Annotated in this window: 22 protein-coding genes; 6 read left to right on the top strand and 16 right to left on the bottom strand. The window is 68.6% G+C overall.

Going from position 1 to position 21,138, the window contains the following annotated elements; translation table 11 throughout:
- Positions 1-43: 43 nt before the first annotated feature.
- The 3 genes from ACZ6O0_RS26435 to ACZ6O0_RS26425 form a co-directional block, all read right to left on the bottom strand.
- The gene (locus ACZ6O0_RS26435; RefSeq protein ID WP_465767662.1) at positions 44-2,605 is read right to left on the bottom strand and encodes a phenylalanine--tRNA ligase subunit beta; all 2,562 of its coding nucleotides are present in this window, start codon (positions 2,603-2,605) and stop codon (positions 44-46) included.
- Positions 2,605-3,714: a phenylalanine--tRNA ligase subunit alpha gene (gene pheS / locus ACZ6O0_RS26430; protein WP_465767661.1), complete on the bottom strand. Its 1,110-nt coding sequence runs from the start codon at positions 3,712-3,714 to the stop codon at positions 2,605-2,607. Before pheS ends, ACZ6O0_RS26435 begins: the two co-directional genes overlap by 1 nt.
- 98 nt (positions 3,715-3,812) lie before the next feature.
- Positions 3,813-5,333 (bottom strand): MFS transporter, encoded by a 1,521-nt coding sequence (locus ACZ6O0_RS26425; RefSeq protein WP_465767660.1) that lies wholly within the window; start codon positions 5,331-5,333, stop codon positions 3,813-3,815.
- 57 nt (positions 5,334-5,390) lie between these two features.
- On the opposite strand from ACZ6O0_RS26425, the gene ACZ6O0_RS26420 reads away from it, so the two are divergent.
- Positions 5,391-6,095 carry a TetR/AcrR family transcriptional regulator C-terminal domain-containing protein gene (locus ACZ6O0_RS26420; protein WP_465767659.1) on the top strand — a complete coding sequence of 235 codons (705 nt, stop codon included), beginning with the start codon at positions 5,391-5,393 and terminating at the stop codon, positions 6,093-6,095.
- Here the strand turns inward: ACZ6O0_RS26420 and ACZ6O0_RS26415 are convergent.
- From ACZ6O0_RS26415 to infC, 6 genes are all read right to left on the bottom strand, one after another.
- Complete coding sequence (locus ACZ6O0_RS26415; RefSeq protein ID WP_465767658.1) at positions 6,082-6,792, bottom strand: hypothetical protein; 711 nt, start codon at positions 6,790-6,792, stop codon at positions 6,082-6,084. The two genes, ACZ6O0_RS26420 and ACZ6O0_RS26415, sit on opposite strands and share 14 nt — an antisense overlap.
- A gap of 166 nt (positions 6,793-6,958) precedes the next feature.
- On the bottom strand, positions 6,959-7,873 hold the full coding sequence (locus ACZ6O0_RS26410) for a CehA/McbA family metallohydrolase (protein WP_465767657.1): 915 nt from the start codon (positions 7,871-7,873) through the stop codon (positions 6,959-6,961).
- On the bottom strand, positions 7,870-8,682 hold the full coding sequence (locus tag ACZ6O0_RS26405) for a TrmH family RNA methyltransferase (protein ID WP_465767656.1): 813 nt from the start codon (positions 8,680-8,682) through the stop codon (positions 7,870-7,872). Before ACZ6O0_RS26405 ends, ACZ6O0_RS26410 begins: the two co-directional genes overlap by 4 nt.
- 27 nt (positions 8,683-8,709) lie before the next feature.
- Positions 8,710-9,102: a 50S ribosomal protein L20 gene (rplT, locus tag ACZ6O0_RS26400; protein ID WP_465767655.1), complete on the bottom strand. Its 393-nt coding sequence runs from the start codon at positions 9,100-9,102 to the stop codon at positions 8,710-8,712.
- A gap of 100 nt (positions 9,103-9,202) precedes the next feature.
- Positions 9,203-9,397 carry a 50S ribosomal protein L35 gene (gene rpmI / locus ACZ6O0_RS26395; protein WP_465767654.1) on the bottom strand — a complete coding sequence of 65 codons (195 nt, stop codon included), beginning with the start codon at positions 9,395-9,397 and terminating at the stop codon, positions 9,203-9,205.
- 79 nt (positions 9,398-9,476) lie between these two features.
- Complete coding sequence (gene infC / locus ACZ6O0_RS26390) at positions 9,477-10,211, bottom strand: translation initiation factor IF-3 (RefSeq protein WP_465767653.1); 735 nt, start codon at positions 10,209-10,211, stop codon at positions 9,477-9,479.
- Between the two features lie 276 nt (positions 10,212-10,487).
- Here infC and ACZ6O0_RS26385 point away from each other — a divergent pair, with 276 nt between their 5' ends.
- The gene (locus tag ACZ6O0_RS26385; protein WP_465767652.1) at positions 10,488-10,862 is read left to right on the top strand and encodes a DUF1844 domain-containing protein; all 375 of its coding nucleotides are present in this window, start codon (positions 10,488-10,490) and stop codon (positions 10,860-10,862) included.
- Between the two features lie 123 nt (positions 10,863-10,985).
- On the opposite strand, the gene ACZ6O0_RS26380 is transcribed toward ACZ6O0_RS26385, so the two are convergent.
- On the bottom strand, positions 10,986-11,903 hold the full coding sequence (locus ACZ6O0_RS26380) for a nucleotidyl transferase AbiEii/AbiGii toxin family protein (protein ID WP_465767651.1): 918 nt from the start codon (positions 11,901-11,903) through the stop codon (positions 10,986-10,988).
- On the bottom strand, positions 11,900-12,742 hold the full coding sequence (locus ACZ6O0_RS26375; RefSeq protein ID WP_465767650.1) for a type IV toxin-antitoxin system AbiEi family antitoxin domain-containing protein: 843 nt from the start codon (positions 12,740-12,742) through the stop codon (positions 11,900-11,902). Before ACZ6O0_RS26375 ends, ACZ6O0_RS26380 begins: the two co-directional genes overlap by 4 nt.
- A gap of 132 nt (positions 12,743-12,874) precedes the next feature.
- Between ACZ6O0_RS26375 and ACZ6O0_RS26370 the strand changes: the two genes are divergently transcribed.
- The 3 genes from ACZ6O0_RS26370 (at position 12,875) to ACZ6O0_RS26360 (ending at position 14,102) form a co-directional block, all read left to right on the top strand.
- Complete coding sequence (locus tag ACZ6O0_RS26370) at positions 12,875-13,255, top strand: VOC family protein (RefSeq protein ID WP_465767649.1); 381 nt, start codon at positions 12,875-12,877, stop codon at positions 13,253-13,255.
- Between the two features lie 113 nt (positions 13,256-13,368).
- Positions 13,369-13,848: a DUF2975 domain-containing protein gene (locus ACZ6O0_RS26365; RefSeq protein WP_465767648.1), complete on the top strand. Its 480-nt coding sequence runs from the start codon at positions 13,369-13,371 to the stop codon at positions 13,846-13,848.
- The gene (locus ACZ6O0_RS26360; protein ID WP_465767647.1) at positions 13,848-14,102 is read left to right on the top strand and encodes a helix-turn-helix domain-containing protein; all 255 of its coding nucleotides are present in this window, start codon (positions 13,848-13,850) and stop codon (positions 14,100-14,102) included. The genes ACZ6O0_RS26365 and ACZ6O0_RS26360 overlap by 1 nt, the downstream gene beginning before the upstream one ends.
- 129 nt (positions 14,103-14,231) lie before the next feature.
- Here the strand turns inward: ACZ6O0_RS26360 and ACZ6O0_RS26355 are convergent, their stop codons facing one another.
- From ACZ6O0_RS26355 to ACZ6O0_RS26335, 5 genes are all read right to left on the bottom strand, one after another.
- Positions 14,232-15,134, bottom strand: a complete 903-nt coding sequence (locus tag ACZ6O0_RS26355; protein ID WP_465767646.1) for an alpha/beta fold hydrolase — start codon at positions 15,132-15,134, stop codon at positions 14,232-14,234.
- A 409-nt stretch (positions 15,135-15,543) separates the two neighbouring features.
- Positions 15,544-16,878 (bottom strand): galactose-binding domain-containing protein, encoded by a 1,335-nt coding sequence (locus ACZ6O0_RS26350; protein WP_465767645.1) that lies wholly within the window; start codon positions 16,876-16,878, stop codon positions 15,544-15,546.
- Positions 16,879-16,942: 64 nt separating this feature from the next.
- Positions 16,943-17,857 (bottom strand): carbohydrate ABC transporter permease, encoded by a 915-nt coding sequence (locus ACZ6O0_RS26345; protein ID WP_465767644.1) that lies wholly within the window; start codon positions 17,855-17,857, stop codon positions 16,943-16,945.
- A complete protein-coding gene (locus tag ACZ6O0_RS26340) occupies positions 17,854-18,732 on the bottom strand; it encodes a carbohydrate ABC transporter permease (RefSeq protein WP_465767643.1) in 879 nt (292 codons plus the stop codon). Before ACZ6O0_RS26340 ends, ACZ6O0_RS26345 begins: the two co-directional genes overlap by 4 nt.
- Positions 18,733-18,739: 7 nt before the next feature.
- Complete coding sequence (locus ACZ6O0_RS26335; protein WP_465767642.1) at positions 18,740-20,032, bottom strand: ABC transporter substrate-binding protein; 1,293 nt, start codon at positions 20,030-20,032, stop codon at positions 18,740-18,742.
- 85 nt (positions 20,033-20,117) lie between these two features.
- On the opposite strand from ACZ6O0_RS26335, the gene ACZ6O0_RS26330 reads away from it, so the two are divergent.
- Positions 20,118-21,134 carry a LacI family DNA-binding transcriptional regulator gene (locus ACZ6O0_RS26330; protein WP_465767641.1) on the top strand — a complete coding sequence of 339 codons (1,017 nt, stop codon included), beginning with the start codon at positions 20,118-20,120 and terminating at the stop codon, positions 21,132-21,134.
- The last annotated feature ends 4 nt before the right edge of the window (positions 21,135-21,138 follow it).

Genomic DNA, 21,138 nt, shown 5'->3' with positions numbered 1-21,138 from the left:
CACTGCCCGCCGCAAGCGCCCAGCCGCGCCCGTGCTCATGGCGCTATCCGACCCGCTGGACGGCGCCGAAGCGATCGACGGCCACCTGGACCGCGGCCTGCCGCACGTCGGCGACCTCGTTCTCCTTCAGCGTCCGGTCCGGCGCGCGGAACCGGAGCGCGAACGCCAGCGACTTCTTCCCCGCACCGATCTGCTCGCCGGTGTACAGGTCGAAGAGCCGGATCGACTCCAGCAACTCGCCCGCGCCCTCGACCAGAGCCGCCTGCACCTCCGCCGCGGCCACGTCGGCCGGAACGATCAGCGCTACGTCCTCCTTGGCCACCGGGTACGACGAGAAGGGCTCGGCCGTGATCGACTCCGGCCCGGCCGCGATCAGCGCGTCCAGGTCGAGCTCGACCGCACTCGACCGGGCGGGCAGACCGAACGCCTGGCAGACCTTCGGATGCAGCTCGCCGGCATGACCGACGACCTTGCCGCCGACGGAGAACTCAGCACACCGGCCGGGGTGCCACGGCGCGAGCTCGACGTTCTTCGCGACCGCCTCGACGCCGACCGACGCGGCGATCGTCCGGCCGAGCTGGACCGCGTCGGCCCAGCCGGCCGGGCGGCCCTTGCCCCACCAACCGGTCGGGGTCGCCGACCCGGTCAGCACCACGCCGACGTGCAGCGGCTGCTCGGGGAGAGCGTCGTACAGGGCTTGGACCTCGGCGTCGCTCGGACGCTGCGCGACCGACGGCAGCGGCGCCGGCTTCGCGTCCGGCTTCGGCCGGAAGACCAGGCCGGTCTGGAAGATCGCCAGGTCGGTGGCGCCGCGGCCGACGTTGCGCTCGGCGGTCCGGAGCAGGGTCGCGAGCAGCGTGGTCTGCATCGACGGCTCTTCGTCGGACAACGGGTTGACCAGCTTGACCGTCGTACGGCGGGGGTCGGCGGCGGGCAGGCCCATCGCGTCGAAGTCGGCCTCACCGGTGAACGGGTACGACACGACCTCGGTCAGGCCGGCGCCGACCAGCGCGGTCGCGATCCGGCGGCGGCGACGCTGCGACACGGTCAGCCCCTGACCACCCGGAGCGGGCGGCAGGATCGACGGCACGTTGTCGAACCCGAACAGCCGAATAGCCTCCTCGGCGAAGTCGTTGGGATCCCGCAGATCCGGCCGCCACGACGGCGGCGTCACGGTCAGCAGATCGTCCCCGGCCAAAGTCGAAGTCTCTCCGGCGACAACCAGAGCCGGAGCATGTGCACCCGCCGCCAGCGGCGCCGCGGTCGCATCCGAGGCGGCCGGCGCCACCGTGCAACCAACCGACTCGAGGTGACGGACCGTCTCCTCGATCGTGATCGGGGCGCCGGCAACGCGGGCGGCGTGGTCGGCGCGGAGGGTGACCGGCTCGGGGAGAGCGTGGGTGTCGATGACGGTCTCGTCCGGCTGGATGGTGCCGCCGGCGAGCTCGGCGAGGAGGTCCGCCACCCGCTGGGCGGCGTACCGCGGCAGCAAGGGGTCGACCTCGCGTTCGAACCGCCGCGACGCCTCCGACGACAGCTTGTGCCGGCGCGAGGCCCGGGCGATCACGATCGGGTGGAAGTGCGCGGCCTCGATCACCACGTCGGTGGTGGTCTCGGAGATCTCCGTCGACGCGCCACCCATCACACCCGCGACCCCGATCGGGCCGGAGTCGTCGGTGATCAGCAGGTCCTCGGTGTCGAGCTCGCGGGTCTGGTCGTCCAGCGTCATCAGCTTCTCGCCGGCGGTCGCCCGCCGGACCACGATCTCGCCGGTGAGCCGGTCCTTGTCGTACCCGTGGATCGGCTGGCCGAGCTCGAGCATCACGTAGTTGGTCACGTCGACGCCGATCGAGATCGGCCGCATCCCCGACGCGAGCAGCCGCTTCTGCATCCACCGCGGCGACAGCGCCTTCGCGTCGATCCCGGTCACCGTGCGGGCGACGAAGACACTGCACCCCTCGGCGTCGTCGACCCGCACCGGGTAGCCGCCTTCGCCCGAGCCGGTCAGCGCCAGCCCGGCCGGGTCCTTCAGCGGAACGCCGTACGCCGTCGCGGCCTCGCGCGCCACGCCACGGATCGACAGGCAGTAGCCCCGGTCCGGCGTGACCGCGATGTCGAGGACGTCGTCGCGCAACGAGAGCAGCTCGATCGCGTCGTCACCCGGTGTGGCCTCGCCCGGCTCGAGGACGACGATGCCGTGCGTACCGTCGTCGCCGAGGCCGAGCTCCGTGCTGGAGCAGATCATGCCGTTGGAGACGTGGCCGTAGGTCTTGCGCGCCGAGATCGCGAACCCGCCCGGCAGCACCGCGCCGGGCAGCACGACGACCACGAGGTCGCCGACCGCGAAGTTGTTGGCCCCGCAGACGACCCACTGCGGCTCGTCCTTGCCGATGTCGAGCGAGCACCAGCGGATGGTCTTGCCGTTCTTCTGCGGCTCGTCCTCGTAGGTAAGCACCTTGCCGACCACCAGCGGGCCGGTCAGGTCCGACTCCTCGACGGTCTCGACCTCGAGGCCGGCCCGGATCAGCTTCTCCGCGACGCCGCGGCCGGTGACCTCGGCCGGGAGGTCGACGTACTCACGGAGCCATGACAGTGGGACCCGCATCAGATCTCCATCCCGAACTGGCGGCTGAACCGCACATCACCCTCGACCATGTCCCGCATGTCCTCGACGCCGTTGCGGAACATCAGCGTCCGCTCCAGTCCCATTCCGAAGGCGAAGCCCGAGTACCGGTCGGTGTCGATGCCGCAGGCCTGCAGGACCCGCGGGTTCACCACGCCGCAGCCGCCCCACTCGATCCAGCCCTCGCTGCCACAGGTGCGGCACGGGCGGTCCGGGTTGCCGACGGACGCGCCGCGGCAGACGAAGCACTTCAGGTCGACCTCGGCCGACGGCTCGGTGAAGGGGAAGAAGTTCGGCCGCAGGCGGGCCTCCAGGCCCTCGCCGAACATCGAGACGACGAAGTGGTCGAGCGTGCCCTTCAGGTGCGCGAGCGTGATGCCCTCGTCCACCACCAAGCCCTCGACCTGGTAGAAGACCGGCGTGTGGGTCGCGTCCAGTTCGTCGGTGCGGAACACGCGGCCCGGGCAGATCACGTAGATCGGCGGCTTGCGGGTCAGCATCGAGCGGGCCTGCACCGGCGACGTGTGCGTCCGCAGCACCTTGCCGGAGCCGGCCGGCTCGACGAAGAAGGTGTCCTGCATCTGCCGGGCCGGGTGGTCGGGCTGGAAGTTCAGGGCGTCGAAGTTCAGCCACTCGGACTCGACCTCGGGGCCTTCGGCGACGTCCCAGCCGAGCGCGGTGAACACGTCCGCGACCTGCTCGGAGATCAGCGAGAGCGGGTGCCGGGCGCCGAGCTCGGGGGTGTGCCACGGCAGCGACACGTCGACGCGCTCGGTGGCGAGCATCTGCTCCTCGTGCTCGGCCTCGAGCACGGCGAGGCGGCCCGCGAAGGCCTCGTTGATCGCCTTGCGGGCCGCGCCGATCCGCTGCCCGGCCTCCTTGCGGCCCTGCGGGGGCAGCGCGCCGATCTCCCGGTTGGCCAGCGCGATCGGCGACTTCTCGCCCAGGTGCGCGACCTTCGCCTCGTGCAGGGCGGCCAGGTCGGCCGCCCCGGTAAACGCCTTCAGCGCCTCGTCGCGGGTCCGCTCCACCTCTTCGGCATGCAGCGGCGTCACTTCGACCGGGTCGTAATCAGTGTTGGGACCGGACATGGCTCGCTCTCGGGTTCGGAACTTCTGCGGATTGCAGTCTAGGAACCAGAACACCGAGAGCGTGAATCGGCTGTCCACAACCTGTGGACTTCGCCGTTTCAGTGCACCACGTCGTCCACCGCCGCCGGAGCTTCCGCCGCCTGCTCCGCGGCCTGCCGGCGAGGCAGAACCACCAGAGCCACGACCGCGCCGGCCAGCGCGCCGATGCAGCCGACCGTCATCGAGATCGACATGGCGTCGGTGAAGGCGGTGCGGGCCGCGGCCAGGAAGTCCGGGCCGAGAGCGAGCGTGTCCGCGATCGACTTGCGGGCCGGTTCGGGAACCGAGTCCGGCAGCGACGACGAGTACGCCGCGGCCAGCACACTCCCCAGGACGGCGACCGACAACGCGGCACCCGCTTGCTGAACGGTGTCGTTCATCGCGGACCCGACACCACGGTGCTCCGGCGGCACAGCCTGCATGAGGTGCGTGTACGCCGCCGGACCGGCCAGACCACCACCGACACCCATGACCAGCAGGCCGACGATCAGCAGGCCGTACCCGCTGGAGTCGGACACCTGGGTCAGGATGCCGAAGCTGCCGGCGATGATCGCCAGACCGACGACGATCAGCGTCCGATCCGCGACCTTCTTACCGAGAGTCGCCCCGAGACCGTTGAACAGAGTCGCGGCAACGGCGTACGGAATCAGCGCCAGGCCGGCCTTCAGTGGGGTGTACCCGAGCACGAACTGCAGGTACTGCGTCAGCGCCAGCAGCAACCCACCAGCGGTGAACGACAGCAGCACGATCGAGAAGCTCGTGCCACTGAAGTTCCGGTCCCGGAACAACGCGAGCGGCACCATCGGATGCTCGCTCCGCTTCTCCCACAGGGCGAACCCGGTCAGCCCGGCCACCCCGACGACCAACCCGCCCAGCACCTTGGCCGAGCCGAGCCCGTCGGCCGGGATCGAGATGATCGCCCACACGATCGCTGCCATCCCGATGATCGAGAGCACCGCACCACCCGGGTCGACGGCCCGCGCCGGGCCCTTCGACTCCGGGATGATGGCCAGTGTCCCGATGATCGCGAGGACGGCGATCGGCACGTTCAGCCAGAAGATCGAACCCCACCAGAAATGGTTCAGCAGGACGCCGCCGACGGTCGGGCCGGCGACCACGCCGACCATCGCCACCATCGACCAGCCGGCCATCGCCTTGCGCTGCTCCTCCGGCGGGAACACCGTGAAGAGCAAGGACAGCGTGCTCGGCATCAGCAGCGAGCCGCCGACGCCCATCAGGAAGCGGCAGGCGATCAGTTGCCCAGGGTTCTCGGCCAGCGTCGCCAGCAGCGAGGCCGCGCCGAAGATCACCAGGCCGAGCAACAGCATCTTCCGCCGCCCGAACCGGTCGGACAGACTGCCCGCGGTCAGCAGCAGCCCGGCGAACGCGAGGATGTAGGCGTCGATCACCCACTGGATGTCCGCAGGGGTCGCATCCAGGTCGCGCATCAGCGACGGGATGGCGAGGTTGAGCACGGTGTTGTCGACGACGAGCACCATCAGGCTCAGGCACAGGATAAGCAGGATCCACCAGCGACGCGGGTGGCCGGTCGCGGTGGACTCGAACGATGTACTAGTCACTCGCACACTGTACGACGAACTCGCACAGTGTTCCAGTGGATTGGCTAGGATGGGGTCATGGAGTCGATCTGGAGCAAGTCCCGGGCCGCCGTGCCCGCCCGCGAGACGCTGACCCGGGAGCAGATCGTCCGGACCGCGATGACCACGCTCGACGCCGAAGGTCTGGCCGGGCTGAGCATGCGGAAGCTGGCCGCCAAGCTCGACGCGGGCGCGACCAGCCTCTACTGGCACGTTCCGACCAAGGACGATCTGATCGACCTGCTCATCGACGAGATCTGGGGCGAGATCGACGTACCGGACCCGGAGCTGGCCGGCTGGCGCAGCGGCGCGATGCTGTTCGGCCACAGCCTGCGCTCCGCCGTGCTCCGGCACCCCTGGCTGCCCGAGGTCATGTACACCCGGCCGAGCGTGGGACCGAAGGCGATGACGCTCGGCGCGCGCGGCCTGGTGCTGTTCGGCGCGGCCGGCTTCTCCGGCCGCGACGTCGACTTCGCGATGGGCAGCGTGATGTCCTACGTGCTCGGCACCGCCAGCTCCGAGGTCGCGACCCGCGAGATGGCCAGGCGGGCCGGCCAGTCCCTGGACGAGATGGCCGGCGAGCTGTTGCAGCAGGCCGAAGTCCTCACCGCCGACCTCCCCGACATGCAGGAATCGGTCCGGCGACGGGCCGACCGGGACATCAACACGACGTTCAACGAGTCCTTCGTGTTCGGCCTCGACACGCTGCTCGACGGTCTCGAGGCCCGCCTCAAGAAGAAGTAAGGCCGAACCACGGCTCCTTGCCGAGCTCGGTCAGCAGCACCTCGCGGTCGCCCGGATTCGCGACCCGCTCGGTGAGCTCCTCCGCGCGGCGGCGCTCAGCCCGGGCTGCCTCGGGTTGGCCGGTCGCGGCCAGCGCCCGAGCCAGTGCCTCCCGGGCGAAGGGCTCATCCCAGTCGCCCATCTGGTCGGGGTAGTCCTGGACGAGTTGCAGGCAGCGTCGTGCGTGCCCGAGACCCAGCTCGGCGCGGCCGATCCGGAGGGCCACCCGGGCGATCAGGTGCTCGCCGCGGGCGTGGTTGGCCTCGTTCCCGGCCTCGAGCCAGTGCAGGCAGGCGGCGTACGCGCCGTACAAGACCCGTTCCTGGTCGAGCAGCGGACTCGTCTCGTCGATCGTGTCGAGCAGGTCCCAGGTCTCGTTGTTCAGCTCGACACCGAAGTACCGGTGCAGTTCGCGGCCCTCGACCAGTTCGGTGGCCACCTTCTCCATCAGTTCCTGCCAACTGGCCAGGCCGTACTCGCGGGCGATGGTCAGCTGCGCGTCCCGGAGGGTGAACGTTTCCTCGCTGAAGGCGGGGTGGTGGGTGCGGGCTCGCTCGATCGCGTCCGGACGGCCCTTGAGCACGGCCTTGCGGAGGTCCTTCGCCCGCGCGCGCAGCTGGCTGAGACTGGCTTTGGCGGGCAGCGGTGTGGTCGACATCGACGATCCTTCCAGGGCAGCCCGCTCCGCTGAATCAGGCCGTCCCGAAGGGTTCACCGGCCATCACAGATCCTGCTCTCGTTTCCAGGTGCACTCGGTGCTTGCCGCGGAGAGGAGGCGCCCTGGCGCGCGCTGCCCCAACGCTGACACGCGCCGCGCCACGCCGTCAACTGTGGCGCTGCGATGGCAGGTGGATCGGGTTGGTCCACGCGCGGCCGCCGGTGGCGTCCTCGACGGTGACACGGCAATGGGTGCCACGGAACATGCTCACCGGGAGCGAGCACCCGGTCAGATCGGTGCCCTGCGCAACCTCTGCGCCGGGGGTGCCGCCGCTCAGCAGTACCTTGGTCGCCGGCGAGCAACGGACTATTACCACGTCACCTTCGATGCGTACGTCGTACAGCTCGGGGCCGGTGCTCGAGTAGAAATGGCCGGCCTTGAGCGCGTGCAGAAGAGCGTCGGGTTCGAGTACTGCGGCGCGGACGTGGACCCACGCCTGGCACGGGGGCGGGTCCTGGGGTTGCAGGTGCGCGTCGTCCGCGGCGTACGTCGTCAGTCGGTGACCGCGGTTCAGCAGGACATCGGTGAGGTGCCAACTGTCGCCACGGTTCTCCCGGTCGGCGAGCGCGTTGTAGACCTCGACCGAGTGGGCCGCGTCCAGACTCTCGGCGTCGGCCGCCGTCAGCAGCGAGGCCGACGGGTGGGCCATCCCGACAAATGCCCCCGCCGCCCGCGCCCGCCGCGCCAGCTCAGGCCCCGTCTCCGCTTCCGTCGGCGGCCGGAAATCCACCGGCAGCCCGACCGCCAGGATGTGCCACGACTGGCCCACCTCGGTCCGCGGCGCGTGCAGCTCGGCCCCCACCAGCGTGGTGAACCCATCCGACCGCAACTCCCGCGTCTCCGTCATCGGGAACCCGTACTCCGGCCGGAAGTGATCGGTGATCGCCAGGAAGTCGTACCCGGCCTCCCGGTACACGCGGGCGGTCTCCGCAGGCGACAACGCCCCGTCCGAGCGGTCCGAGTGCGTGTGCAGGTTCCCCCGCCAGAAGCGTCCCGGCACGTCGAACGGCAGATCCGTCATCGGCGCTGGGCGCGGGCGGAGGCGTAGAGGCAGATCGCGGCGGCGGTGGCGAGGTTGAGGGACTCGGCGCGGCCGTAGATCGGCACCTTGACCGAGCGGTCGACGATCGCGTCGAACCCGTCCGGGAGCCCGTGGGCCTCGTTGCCGAACAGCCAAGCGGTCGGCTTGGCGAGCGTGCCGTCGTCGATACAGGTGTCGAGATCGGTGGCGCCGTACCCGTCGGCGGCGAGGACCTGCAGGCCTTGGTCCCGCCAGGACTTGGCGGCCGCGGTGATGTCCACGTCGACGGTGACCGGCACGTGGAAGATGCTGCCCACGCTGGCCCGGACCGCCTTCGGGTTGTGCGGATCCACGGACTCCGACGACAGCACGACCGCATCCGCTCCGGCGGCGTCCGCCGTACGGATCAAGGTGCCGACGTTGCCCGGATCCCGGACCTGTACGCCGACCGCGACCAGCCGCGCGGTACGCCGTACTGCCTCGTCCAGCTGCACGTCGACGAGTGAGCAGACCGCCACCACGCCTTGCGAGGTGACTGTCTCACTGAGGGCCTCGATGGCGGCGCGGTTGACCTCGAACCAGGGCACGCCGGCGGCCGCGGCGAGGTCGTGGAGATCGCGGTGCCGAGTCGCCAGGGCGGGTTCGGCGTACACCTCGATGACGAGCTCGCGGTGCTCGAGCGCCTCGCGGACCGCCTGAGGGCCTTCGACCAGGAAGCGGCCGGACTTGCGCCGGAACGCACGAGTGGCGAGCCGCCGGGCCTGCTTGATCCGCACGGACTGTGCGGTCAGCAGACCAGGGCTCGCCACTTGAGGTGCTTACTTAAGGGGTGGTGCTCAGGCCGCGGCGTCGGTCTTCGGCGCGTTCACGTCGGCCGGCAGGGCGGCCTTGGCCACCTGCACGAGCGCGGAGAACGCGGCCGGGTCGTTGACGGCCAGGTCGGCGAGGATCTTGCGGTCGACCTCGACCTCGGCCAGGCGCAGGCCCTGGATGAACCGGTTGTAGGTCAGGTCCTCGGCGCGGACGGCGGCGTTGATCCGCTGGATCCACAGCTTGCGGAAGTCGCCCTTGCGCGCCTTGCGGTCCCGGTAGGCGTAGACGAGCGAGTGGGTGACCTGCTCCTTGGCCTTGCGGTACAGCCGCGAGCGCTGGCCGCGGTAACCGCTGGCCTGCTCGAGAACGACCCGGCGCTTCTTGTGGGCGTTGACTGCCCGCTTCACGCGTGCCATGAGGTGTTACTCCTTGTATTTCTGCGCCGGAGACGACTGCGCCCACTCGGCGGGGATGTTCGGGGGGAAGGGCGGGATGAGGGCCCTGCGGAAGCAGGCCTCAGATGCCGAGAAGCTTCTTGGCCTTCTTCACATGCGTCGGCGCGACCTCGACGGTGCCGGACAGGCGGCGCTTGCGCTTGGTGGCCTTCGCCTCGGCGAGGTGACGCTTGCCGGTCTGCTCGCGGCGCAACTTGCCCGAGCCCGTGATCCGGACACGCTTCTTCATCCCCGAGTGGGTCTTCATCTTCGGCATGGCTATGTACTCCTGTTGTTCTTTCGTTGACTCGATCGTCAGGGTGTGGCTGCTCCGGCCGCACGACCGGAGCCAGACCTCACTCCGGGTCGAGGTTGTCGGCCGGACCCTTCGGCTTCTTCGTGGTGCCGGCGGCGCGCTCGGCCTCGTGCGCCTGAGCCTGCTCGGCGCGCTCGGCGCGCTCCGCTTCCTGCTCGGCCTCACGCTCGGCCTGCTTCTTCGCCTTCTCGGCCTCCACGTCCACGCGCGCCTCGGACTTCTTCTTGTGCGGTCCGAGCACCATGATCATGTTCCGGCCGTCCTGCCGCGGCGAGGACTCGACGAAGCCGAGCTCGCTCACGTCTTCGGCCAGCCGCTGCAGCAACCGGAACCCGAGCTCCGGCCGGGACTGCTCACGACCGCGGAACATGATGGTGATCTTGACCTTGTCACCGGCACGCAGGAACCGAACGACGTGACCCTTCTTGGTCTCGTAGTCGTGCGGGTCGATCTTCGGCCGCAGCTTCATCTCTTTGATGACGGTGTTGGTCTGGTTCCGGCGGGACTCGCGCGCCTTCTGCGCGGTCTCGTACTTGTACTTGCCGAAATCCATCAGCTTGCAGACCGGCGGGCGTGCCGTGGCCGCAACCTCGACCAGGTCGAGATCAGCTTCCTGTGCCAGCCGAAGTGCGTCCTCGATCCGGACGATGCCTACCTGCTCACCGTTCGGTCCGACCAGTCGCACCTCGGGAACGCGGATGCGCTCGTTGACGCGCAGTTCAATGGTGATGGGTCCTCCTGGGTTGTCCTCGTACTGGTGCCACCTCGTGATCACCGACAGCCCCTGGAAAACACGAAGGCCCTCGTGCGATCACACGAAGGCCCAATTCCCAGATCGACGACGCCCCAACCCCTCCGGGTGCTGCGCCGTACGATCGCTTCGATTCTCCGGATGTCCTCCAGAATCTCTCAGCGTGACCGGGACCCGCCGACTCTTCATCGACTGGGTGGGAGGTGGCCCTCCGCTTAGACTTGAACCACCGGATTCCCTCGAGTATTCCGCTCAGGGGTCACCAGCGGACCAGGTCGGTCGCCGTGCAAGAGTAGCAGCATGACCGACCCAGGTGCCACTTCGCCCGATCCCCTGTCCACGGTATCCCGGGACATCGCCGACGTACCCAGCGTGGAGATCATCTCCACCGCGGCCCTGCACCTGATGAGCGCCGCCGCCGTCAACCTCGGCCTGGCCGAAGACCTCCCCGACCACAAGGACCTCGACGAGGCCCGCTCCCTCATCGACGCCCTCGCCGGCCTCCTCGACGCCGCCGCCCCCTCCCTCGGCCACCACCACGCCGCCCCCCTCCGCGACGGCCTCCGCTCCCTCCAACTGGCCTTCAAAGAAGCCTCCACCATCCCCGACGAACCCGGCGCCGCCCCCGGCGAGAAATACACCGGCCCCGTCCACCCCACCGCCGCCCGCAGGTAGTCAGCCCACGCGTGCTACAGCGGCCGCTCCTCGTCGCGCCCGCTCCGCGCGCTCCCACCCACCCGTGACCACGCGCTCATCGCGCTTCATCGAGAACACCGTGGTCCCGGTCCGGCGTGTTCCCTACTCCCACTGCATCGACGCGGGACTCCACCTGCCGGCTGCCGCTCCCCCGAGGATTGGCTCCACGCAGCGGGCGACGGTTTCCAGGGCGCAATCGATCGCTTGAAGTTCGGGGGTCAGGATGGTTCCGGCCGCTGTGCGCGCGTAGCCGGCTCGCCACTGTTCGCTCGGAGCCACCAGCTTGCGGGGCAGCTCGAGCTCTCGCCGCGTGGCCTCGTCGTTCAGCGCTTCCGTCGCTCGGATCGCGTCGATCGCCTCGTGAGTGGCGATGATGACGAGGTCGACCAGGTCACGGAAGCGCGTCGACGGCTGGTCCCGGTTCGGGCCGTACTGCCCATACATCGCGCAGAGCTTGTCGGCGATCTGTTCGGCCAGTGGATAGAGGACGAACTCCGGCAGCGGGTCACAGCCCGGCAGGTCGACCACCGGTCGCGGCCGCCGGCGCTCGACCGGCTCGGCGATCCGTTGATTCAACGACAGGTCGATCGGAAAGCGTCCGTACTCCGTGACGCCGAGGTAGGCGGACACCTTCACCTGCGCCACCACATGGTCCACGCCTTGGCCTCCGCCACGGCGTGGTTCGGCCTGCTCGAACCGCAGCAGATCGCCGGCTGGTGCGATATCGGCTCGGCGGCGTAGATCCGCGACCACATCCTCCAGCCTGTCGGGATCCGGATAGAGGAGGTCGATGTCATTGCTGTGTCGCGCTTCGGGCACTCGAACCAGCAGGCCGGTGCCGCCCTTGAGGACCCACCGGGTCTCCGGATCGGCGAACACACGGGCAAGGAACCGCTGCAGGAGAAACTGCCGCCGGACCTCTTCCATCGTTCGGGTCCGATGCCCTTTGACCTCGGCCTTGATCCGGGCCTCGACGCCGGCGCGGAAAGCAGCTGCGTTGCGGTATGGCTGGGCTCTCATCCGGCGGCCCTTCGGAGTGCCTCGAGGGTCTTGTTCAGGTCTGCGAGGTTGCGCTGCGTACGGGGGTTCGCGAGGACATCGAGTATTTGGCGCACGTCGGTGCTGGCTAGTTTCTCGGCCAGTTCGCGTAGGTCTGCTTCGGAGAGAGTGGCGCTCGACATCGAGGTCACGAGGTTCGCGGCGTCCAGCATTGCTTGAGGGATCCCGGCCTCGTCCAGGAAGCGCTCGATGAGGGCGTCGCCGTCGCCTAGGTGGGCGCCGTAGTGGTGTGCGAAGGGCCGGAGGGCCGTGCTGAGGGCACGCAGATCGACGGCGGAGGTCGCGATGGCGTCGCGGACGACGCCGGCCAGGTGGCCGCCGTCGACGTGGTCTGCGGCCAGGTCGACGATGGTCGTCAGCACCGTTGTTGTTGGGAGGCCGTCGACGACTTGCCAGGAGGTCGGATCGATTCCGCCACTCCTGCGTCGGATCTGTACGTCCGGCCGCCGGGTTTGCTTGCGGCCCTGGACGATGAACTGATGCGTATCCGCACTCATGTCCCCCAGGCTGAGCACCCGCGCCGCTGAGCTGTGCGAGACGACCGCGTCGATCGGCTTGGAGACGAGCCGCTGCGGCGCGGTGTGTCCGGGGTCGAGTGCCAGCCAGGCGGCGCGGAGCTGATCGCGCGGATCGTAGGGGCTTCCTGCGACTTTGTAGACGCCATGGGTCACACGAGTCAGTGCGCCCTCGTTAGCCCAGCGGGCCATCGTCTGTGTAGACGCGCCAACGCCGGCAGCCTGGGCCGTCGTCACCAGACCCCATTGCTCGCTAGCAAGGTCAGCCAGATCCAGCAGAGACACTTCAAGACCTCCTTCCTATACTGCAAAAGTATACATCAGTGGCTAGTTTTGCAGTATCGAACGCCGCTACGGCTGGATATCGCGTGGACGGGTTCAGGAGGTTCTGCGACGCTCCCGGCAACGTCGGTGGCGATGGAGGGTGATGTGCGTAGTGCGGTTTTGAATGTGACGTTCGACTGTGGGGATGCTGCGGCGGTGGCGCGGTTCTGGAGTGGGGTTACTCGGTGGCCGGCTTCGCTGGTGGAGATGCCTGGGAATCCGTTCTGGCTGGTGGCGCGGGGCGAGGATGACGGGGTTCGCCTGGTGTTCGTGGAGGTGGCCGAGGGGAAGGTTGGGAAGAACCGGGTTCACCTCGACCTCAAGCCTGCGGAAGGTTCGCAGGAGGAGGAAGTTGCCAGGTTGGAAGGGTTGGGCGCTCGGGTGCTTGACGACCGGCGGAGCTCGACGCCTGGTGGATGGGTCGTGATGGCGGATCCGGAAGGCAACGAGTTCTGCCTCGAGCGGGGTGAGTGAGGCGCCGTCTTGCAGGGTGAGGTTGGCGCGGGAACGGGTCCGCATCCGCGTCCGTTATCGTGAGACGGTCAGAACCTATTGACAATCGATAGATAACGGCCGACAGTCGATGCATGACTCTGCTGAATCGGGTGGTGCTGCCGCTCCGCGTCCTGCTCGTCCTGCTGTTCGCCGGGCTGGTCGTCGCGCAGGTGATGAGCATGCCGGGCCAGTTCGCGTACATGGCTCGCGAAGACCCGGACCTCGCCTACCTGCGCTGGCCGCTGACGATCTGGTCGATCGTCGAGTTGCTGTGCGTCCAGGTCGTGATCGTGTGCACCTGGAAACTGCTCACCCTCGTGACAGCCGACCGCATCTTCAGTACGGCGGCCTTCGCCTGGGTCGACGCGATCGTCTGGACACTCGGCGCCGGCTGGCTGCTGTTCTTCGGCGTGTACGTGTACCTCGGTGTGCTGGCCACCGATCCCGCGCTCCCGATCATCATGACCGGGATGATCCTGGTCGGCGGCGTACTGATCCTGCTCGTCGTCGTCCTGCGAGCGCTGCTGCAACAAGCGACGACGCTGCGCACCGATATGGAAGCAGTCATCTGATGCCGATCGTGGTCCGCATCGACGTCGAACTCGCCAAGCGGAAGATGAGCGTCGGCGAGTTTGCCGAGAAGGTCGGGCTGACGCCGGCCAATGTCGCAGTTCTCAAGAACGGCCGAGCCAAAGCAGTCCGCTTCAGCACCCTCGAAGGCATGTGCCAAGCCCTGAACTGCCAACCCGGCGACCTCCTCGAATGGGTCGACGACAAGCAGGTCGACCAGGCCGAACGGGGAGCGACACAGGAGCACCCGGCGTAAGTGAGATTGCCCCGGACCCAGCCACGGGCGCTTCGCCGATCCGCTCCCCGGCCGGTGATCCTCTGCCTGGGTGACGCCAAACCCGGTTCGTTCGGTCCGATCCGGATCGTGCGATCTACCACGAGCAGGTCACTTCGCGGGCAGGCTCAGCACCGCCTTGGCGAAAGCGGTCGGCGCCTCCTGTGGCACGTTGTGGCCGATGCCCGGCAGCGAGCGGATCTCGCAGGGTCCGGTGAAGTGCGGACCGTGGTCGAGGCCGGCTGGACCGGTCACGCCGTCGGCCTCGCTGACGAGGATGACGGTGGGGACGGCGATCTTCGGTAGCGCGGCGAGCGCGGCCTCCACCGGCTGGTAGCGCGGGTCGCCTTCGGCCAGGCCGTAACGGTGGCGGTAGGAATGGATCACCACGTCGACGAAGTCCGGGTTGTGCAGGCTGGGCGCGGTGGCGGGGTAGGCGGCGGAGGAGGCGGTCCAGGTCGGCGACCAGTCGCGCCAGAGTAGGGCGCACAGCTCATCGCGGTTGCGGGTCAGGCCGCGTCGGCCGCGTTCGGAGTGGAAGTAGTACTGGTACCAGAGCTTCGGTTCGACCTCGGCGGGCGCGGGTTCGCCGGATTTCGCGATGTCCTGGATCGCGTAGCCGCCGCAGGTGAGCAGGCCCGTGATGCGCTCCGGCCACAGGGCTGCGGCGATACACGCGGCCCGGCCGCCCCAGTCGTAGCCCGCGACGACGGCCCGGTCGATCTCCAACGCGTCCATGAAGTCCAGCAGGTCCTGGCCGATCGCCGCCTGCTGCCCGGAGCGCAGGGTCCGGGTATCGCGGAACCTCGTTGGGCCGTAGCCGCGCAGGTAGGGGGCGAGGACGTACCGGCCGCTCGCCGCGAGTTCGTCGGCCACATCGTCGAATGCGCGCACGTCGTAGGGGAAGCCGTGCAGGAGGATCACCGGAACGCCGTCCGCGCTCGGTTCGCCCGCCGCCTCGTAACCGATCTCGAGCACCGGGGTGGTCACACTGCCCTGGATGGGGAAGCTCATGACCTCATCGTCGCACCGGGGTCCGACACAACCACCCGGACCGAGCTGCAGGAGCGACCGCGGGAGCCCGCGGTGGGCCAACCCACCCACCACCGGCCGGTCGACGCAACCGGCCCGCCCGGGACCACCGGGTGGTTGATGAAGCGCGGCAGCGCGCACCCGGGGCGGGTGGGAGCGCGGGGAGCACGCGTGGGACAGCCCACCCACCACCGGCCGGTTGACGCAACCAGCTCGCCCGGGACCACGGGGTGGCTGATGAAGCGCGCCAGCGCGCACCCCCGGGCGGGCGGGAGCGCGCGCAGCGGGCGCGACGCAGGAGCGAACGCGGGAGCACGCGTGGGTGGAACCCGCGCGGTGGGAGCACGCGTGGGGTGGAACCCCGAGCGGCGGCGCCGCTCGGGGTTCGGGGTTAGGCGAAGGCTTTGAGTTCGTAGATTCGGGTGGCGGGGTCGGTGCCTTGGGTGGGGGTGGTGATGTTGAGGCGGAGGTAGCGGGCGGTCACGCCGGAGAGGGTGTGAGTGGTGACGGCCGCGGTGTTGTTGGTGACGGTGGCTCGGGTGGTCCAGGTGGAACCGTTGACCGAGGTCTGCAACGTGTACGCGCGGGTGTTGTACGACGCCGACTCGCCGCCGGCCGACGCGTGGGAGATCTCGACAGAGCCGATCGCGACGGACGAGCCGAGGTCGACCTGGAGCCACTTGGAGGACGCGAGGGAGCAGAACTTGTCGGAGTTCCCGCCGGACACGCTCCCGTTGACCGCCTTGGCCGGGGTCTCCGAAGAGTTGCACGAAGCCGACCCGGTGGCGGGCTTGTTCAACGCCAGATCCACAGGGCCCGTGGTGCCGGACATCGCGGACGTCATCTCACGAGCCCACTGCCACGGCGCCGCCGTACCGCCGGGGTCGGAGTTGAAGTACTCCCACCCGTCGACCCCACCGAACGTCGGGTACTTCGCGACCAAAGAGCCGAGAGTCGACTTCAAAGTTGCCAAGGGCACGTACCCGGAGCAGTTCGCCGAGTTCGTGACCACACCGGCGACGACCTTCGACGCCGCGAAGACGCCACGGTTGATGATGTTGTCGTAGCCGGTGGTGCTCGCCATCGAGCCCCAGCCGCAGTAGAACTGGGCGTTGTACCAGTCGATCTTCGACCCGCGATCGCGCTCGAGCGTCTCGTAGTTGAACCCGGACAGGTTGCCACCGCCGCTCAACGCGGTCGCGACCGGCGCGAGCGTGATGATGAAGCCGGTGCCGAAGTCCGTGGTGAGCTGGTCGACCAGCCGGTTGATGCCGGCCTGCGACATGGTCTCCTCGACGTCCAGGTCGAGGCCGTCCAGTCCGTACGTCGTGACGAGGTTCTTCAACCGTGGGTAGTACGTGTCGAAATCCGTGTCGAGCCGCTGGAACGAACCCTGCGCGGCACCACCCACGAAGGCCGACACCTTCACGCCGGCGGCCTGCATCGCGTGCAGGTCGGACCACATCTGGGTGAACTTCGGCGACTCCGGCGGGTCGTCGTTGAGGTGGACGACGTCCGGGTCGAGGTGGATCGCCCCGACCAGGACGTTCGTCACGCCGGTGGTGTTGTCGGTCAGTGCCTTCGGTGACACGTAGACGCCGTTCACGTACTGCGTCTGGTAGTAGACGACGACCCGTTTGCTGTCGGCCGTCGTACTCGCGTGCGCCGGGGCCGCGACCAGCGCGGACCCCAGCAGAGCGGCCAAAGCAATTGCCTGACGCAACATCGCAACACTCCTTCGAACCAAACCGAGAATGGGCGGTAGGGCTGGTCGAACAAGCGCAACGGGTCTAACCCTTCACGGCGCCCTCCTCGACGCCCTTGAAGAAGAACCGTTGCAACGTCGCGAACACGATCACGATCGGGATGAACGCGATCATCGTGCCCGCGGCGATGAGCCGGGGGTTGTTGCTGAACGTGCCCGAAAGGTACTGCAGACCGACTGTCAGTGTGTACTTGTCCGGGTCGGTGAGCACGATCAACGGCCAGAGGAAGTCGTCCCACGCGCCGATGAACGCGAAGATCGCGACCACGCTGATCGTTCCGCGCACCGACGGCAGACCGATGTGGAGGAACCGCTGCCAGGCGTTCGCACCGTCCACGATCGCGGCCTGGTCGACCTCGACCGGCAGCGACCGGAACGCGTTGTACATCAGCAGCACGTTCAGCGCGCCGATCATGCCGGGCAACGCGACACCGAACAGCGTGTTCGCCAGCCCGAACTCCCGCACCGTCACGTACTGCGAGATGATCGTGACCTCACCCGGCAGTACGAGCGTCGCCAGGAACAGACCGAGCACCAGACGCCGGCCGCGGAACTGCAACCGCGACAGCGCGAACCCGGCCAGCGACGCACCGAGGACGTTGCCGCCGACAACCAGTACGGCGACCACCAGCGAGTTCCGCGCATAGTCCCAGACCGGGATCGTGTCGGTCACGGCCTTGTAGTGGTCGAACGTCGGCTGGGCCGGCAGCAGCCGCGGGATCCGGGTGTAGATGTCCTCCCCGGATCCCTTCAGCGACGTGGACAGCTGCCACAGGAACGGCCCGATCGTGATCAGGAGGACGAACACCAGCAGCAGGTAGCGGACCACCTTCTCGCGCGGCGAGACCGTGTTGAACCCGAAGGATCCGCTCCGCCGCTTGACCGGCGCGGGAGCCTCCGGAGCCACGGCCGGCCGGGCCGGATCGGTCACTGTGGTCATGCTTCGGCTCCTCGACGGTTGAGGCGGGCCAGCACCAGCATCGGTACGACGGTGACGAAGAACAGCACGATCGACAACGCCGACGCGTACCCGAGGTTGCCCTCGAAGCCCTGGCTGTACTGCTGGATCAGCATCACCACCGAGTTGTCCCGGCCACCCGGACCGCCCTTGCCACCGCTGAGGATGAACAGCTCGGAGAACACCCGCAGCGCCGACACGGAGATCAGGATCGAGATCAGGATCATCGTCCCGCGGACGCCCGGGATAGTGATGTGCACGAACCGCCGGAACGGTCCGGCACCGTCGACCGCGGCTGCCTCGTGCAGCTCACGGCCGACGTTCCCGAGCGCGGCCAGGTAGATGATCATGTAGTACCCGAGCCCCTTCCAGATCGTCAGACTGATGGCGCTGAGCAACAACAGCCACTGGTCGGACAGGAACGGGAGTGGACCCGAGATGACCCCGAGCTTCTCGGCCAGTCCGTTGACCAGACCGCGATCGTCCAGGATCCACTGCCAGATCAGCGCCACCACCACGGCCGAGGCCACCACCGGTGTGTAGAAGGCGGTCCGGAAGAACGTGATCCCGGGCAGCTTCTTCTCCACCAGTACGGCGAGCAGCAGCGGCAGGACGGTCAGGAACGGCAGGCAGACCACCATGTAGATGACGCTGTTCAGCAGCGCCCAGCGCAACTGCTCGTCGTGCAGGAGGGTCTCGAAGTTCTTCAGCCCGACGAAGGTGCCGCCGCCGATCGGCCTGGCGTTGGTGAACGACAGGATGACGGTGTTGATCGACGGCCAGAGGTTGAACACCAGCAACCAGGCGAGGGCCGGGACGACCAGCACCCAGGGCGTGAACCAGCGGTGGTAGCGCATCGCGTCCTTACTGGGTGAGGAGCTGGTTGGCCTTCGCCACCGCCGCGTCGAGGGCGGCCTGGGACGAGATCTTGCCCGAGATCGCGAGCGAGATCTGCTGCCCGATGAAGTCGTTGGTCGCACCACTGATGACCGGCGGCTGCAGCACCTTCGCCTTGGCCAGCGACTCGAACGCGAGCACCTTCGCGTCGCTCTCCGGCGTACCGTCGCTCTTGGAGAAGTACGGGTCCGAGGCGGATGCCTTGGTGGACGGGAAGATGTTCACGATCTTGGCGAACGCCGCCTGGTTCTCCGCGTTGGTGACGAACCGGGCCAGCGCGATCGCGGCCGCCTGGTTCTTGGTCTTGGCCGACACCGACAGGCCCTGCACGTACAGCGGCGGGGTGTCGAGCGCGGGCGACGGGACGACCTTGCCCTTCAGCGACGGGTTGTCCTTCTGGAAGTCCTGGATGGCGTTGCCGCCACCGGTGGTCCAGGCGACCTTGCCCTGGGTGAAGAGCTTGGAGTTGCCCAGGTACTCCTGGGTCAGGATGTCGCGCGGCAGGTAGCCGGCCTTGTAGGCGTCGCGGTACTTGTCCAGCAGCGCGGCGGCCTCGGGGGTGTTGAAGACGAACTTCTTGCCGTCGTCGGACAGGATCTTGACGCCGGCGTTGGTGAAGTCACCGATGCCGGGCAGCCGGCTCATCAGGTACTCCTTGCCGCCGGTCTTGTCGTGCATGACCTTGGCGGCCGCGAGCAGCTCGTCGAACGTCTTCGGCGGGTTCTTCACGTCCAGCCCGGCCGCGGCGAACTTGGTCGCGTTCCAGTAGTCGATGTCGGTGTTCAGGTACCACGGATAGCCGAAGGTGCCGTCCATGCCCTGGTACTCGTACGCCTGCACGCCGCCCTCGACGTACTCGTCCTTGATCTCCGGGTCCGCGGCGCCGACGTCGAGCAGCATGTCCTGCTTGGCCAGCGAGAGCGCGAAGTCCGGCGGCAGGTTGGTGACGTCGGGCAGCTGGCCGGCCGACGCCTGGCTCAGCACCTTCTTGTCGTAGCCGTCGCCCGGCTGGTCCAGCCAGGTGACCTTGGTGCCCGGGTACTTGGCCTCGAAGGCCTTGATCACGCCCTCGACGTACGACGTGAACTTCGGCTTCAGCGCCCAGGTCTGGAAGCTGACCTCGCCGGTCACCTGCGCGTTCGCGTCGACGGTCGGCTTGGCGCCACCGCTGCCGGAATCGCCGGATCCGAGGCCGCAACCTGCCAGAGTGAGTGCGGCAGCGGCAAGGGCGGCCACCGGCGCCAGACGGCGTCTACGCATGAAATCTCCTGGGTTTGATAAACCGGTATAGCTCCCGAACTATCCACATCGTAGAATCCGCTGTCAAGGGTGAGGGAGGTGCCGGATGGCCAGACCGACGATCGCCGACATCGCGAACCGGGCCGGGGTGTCCAAGGGCGCGGTGTCGTTCGCGCTGAACGGGCGGCCGGGTGTCAGCGACGCGACCAGGGAGCGGATCCTGAAGATCGCCGAGCAGATGAGCTGGCGGCCGCACAGCGCTGCCCGCGCGCTGGGTGAGGGCCGGGTCGACTCGGTCGGCATGGTGATCGCGCGGCCCGCCCGCACGCTCGGGGTCGAGCCGTTCTTCGCCCATCTGCTGTCCGGCGTGCAGTCCGGACTGTCCGCGGAGTCGATCTCGCTGCAGCTGCTGATCGTCGAGGACACCGCGGCGGAGATCGAGGTGTACCGGCGGTGGGCCTCGGAGCACCGGGTCGACGGCGTGATCCTGGTCGACCTGACTGTGAAGGACCCGCGGGTCGACGAGCTGAAGGCGCTCGAGCTGCCGGCCGTGGTGATCGGCGGCCGCGGCGGCAAGGGCGCGCTCGCGTCGGTCTGGGCCGACGACCGGGACGCGATGCTCTCGATCGTGGAGTACCTGGCCGCCCTCGGCCACCGCCGGATCGCCCACGTCGCCGGTACGCCGGTCTTCCAGCACACCCAGCGCCGGATCCGGGCCGTCCGCGACGCCGCCCCGCGCCTCGGGCTGATCGACGCCCCCTCGCTGACCACCGACTTCAGCGACGCCGAGGGCGCGGCGACCACGCGCAAACTGCTGTCCCAGTCCAACCGCCCGACCGCGATCGTCTACGACAGCGACGTGATGGCGGTGGCCGGGCTCGGGGTGGCGATGGAGATGGGCGTGTCGGTCCCGGGCGACCTGTCGATCGTCGCCTTCGACGACTCGATCCTGACCCAGCTGATGCATCCGGCCCTGACCGCGCTGTCCCGCGACACCTTCGAGTTCGGCCGGCAGGCGGCCGAGGTGCTGCTCGAGACGATCGCCGACCCCACCCAGGTGATCAACCGCCGGACCGCCGACCCGGTCCTGACCGTCCGCGAGTCGACCGCTCCCCCGTCCTGACCCG

The sequence above is a fragment of the Kribbella sp. NPDC048837 genome, assembly GCF_055586945.1.
Note: the sequence above shows the minus strand (reverse complement) of the source record. Positions and strands in the feature narration are given on the sequence as shown.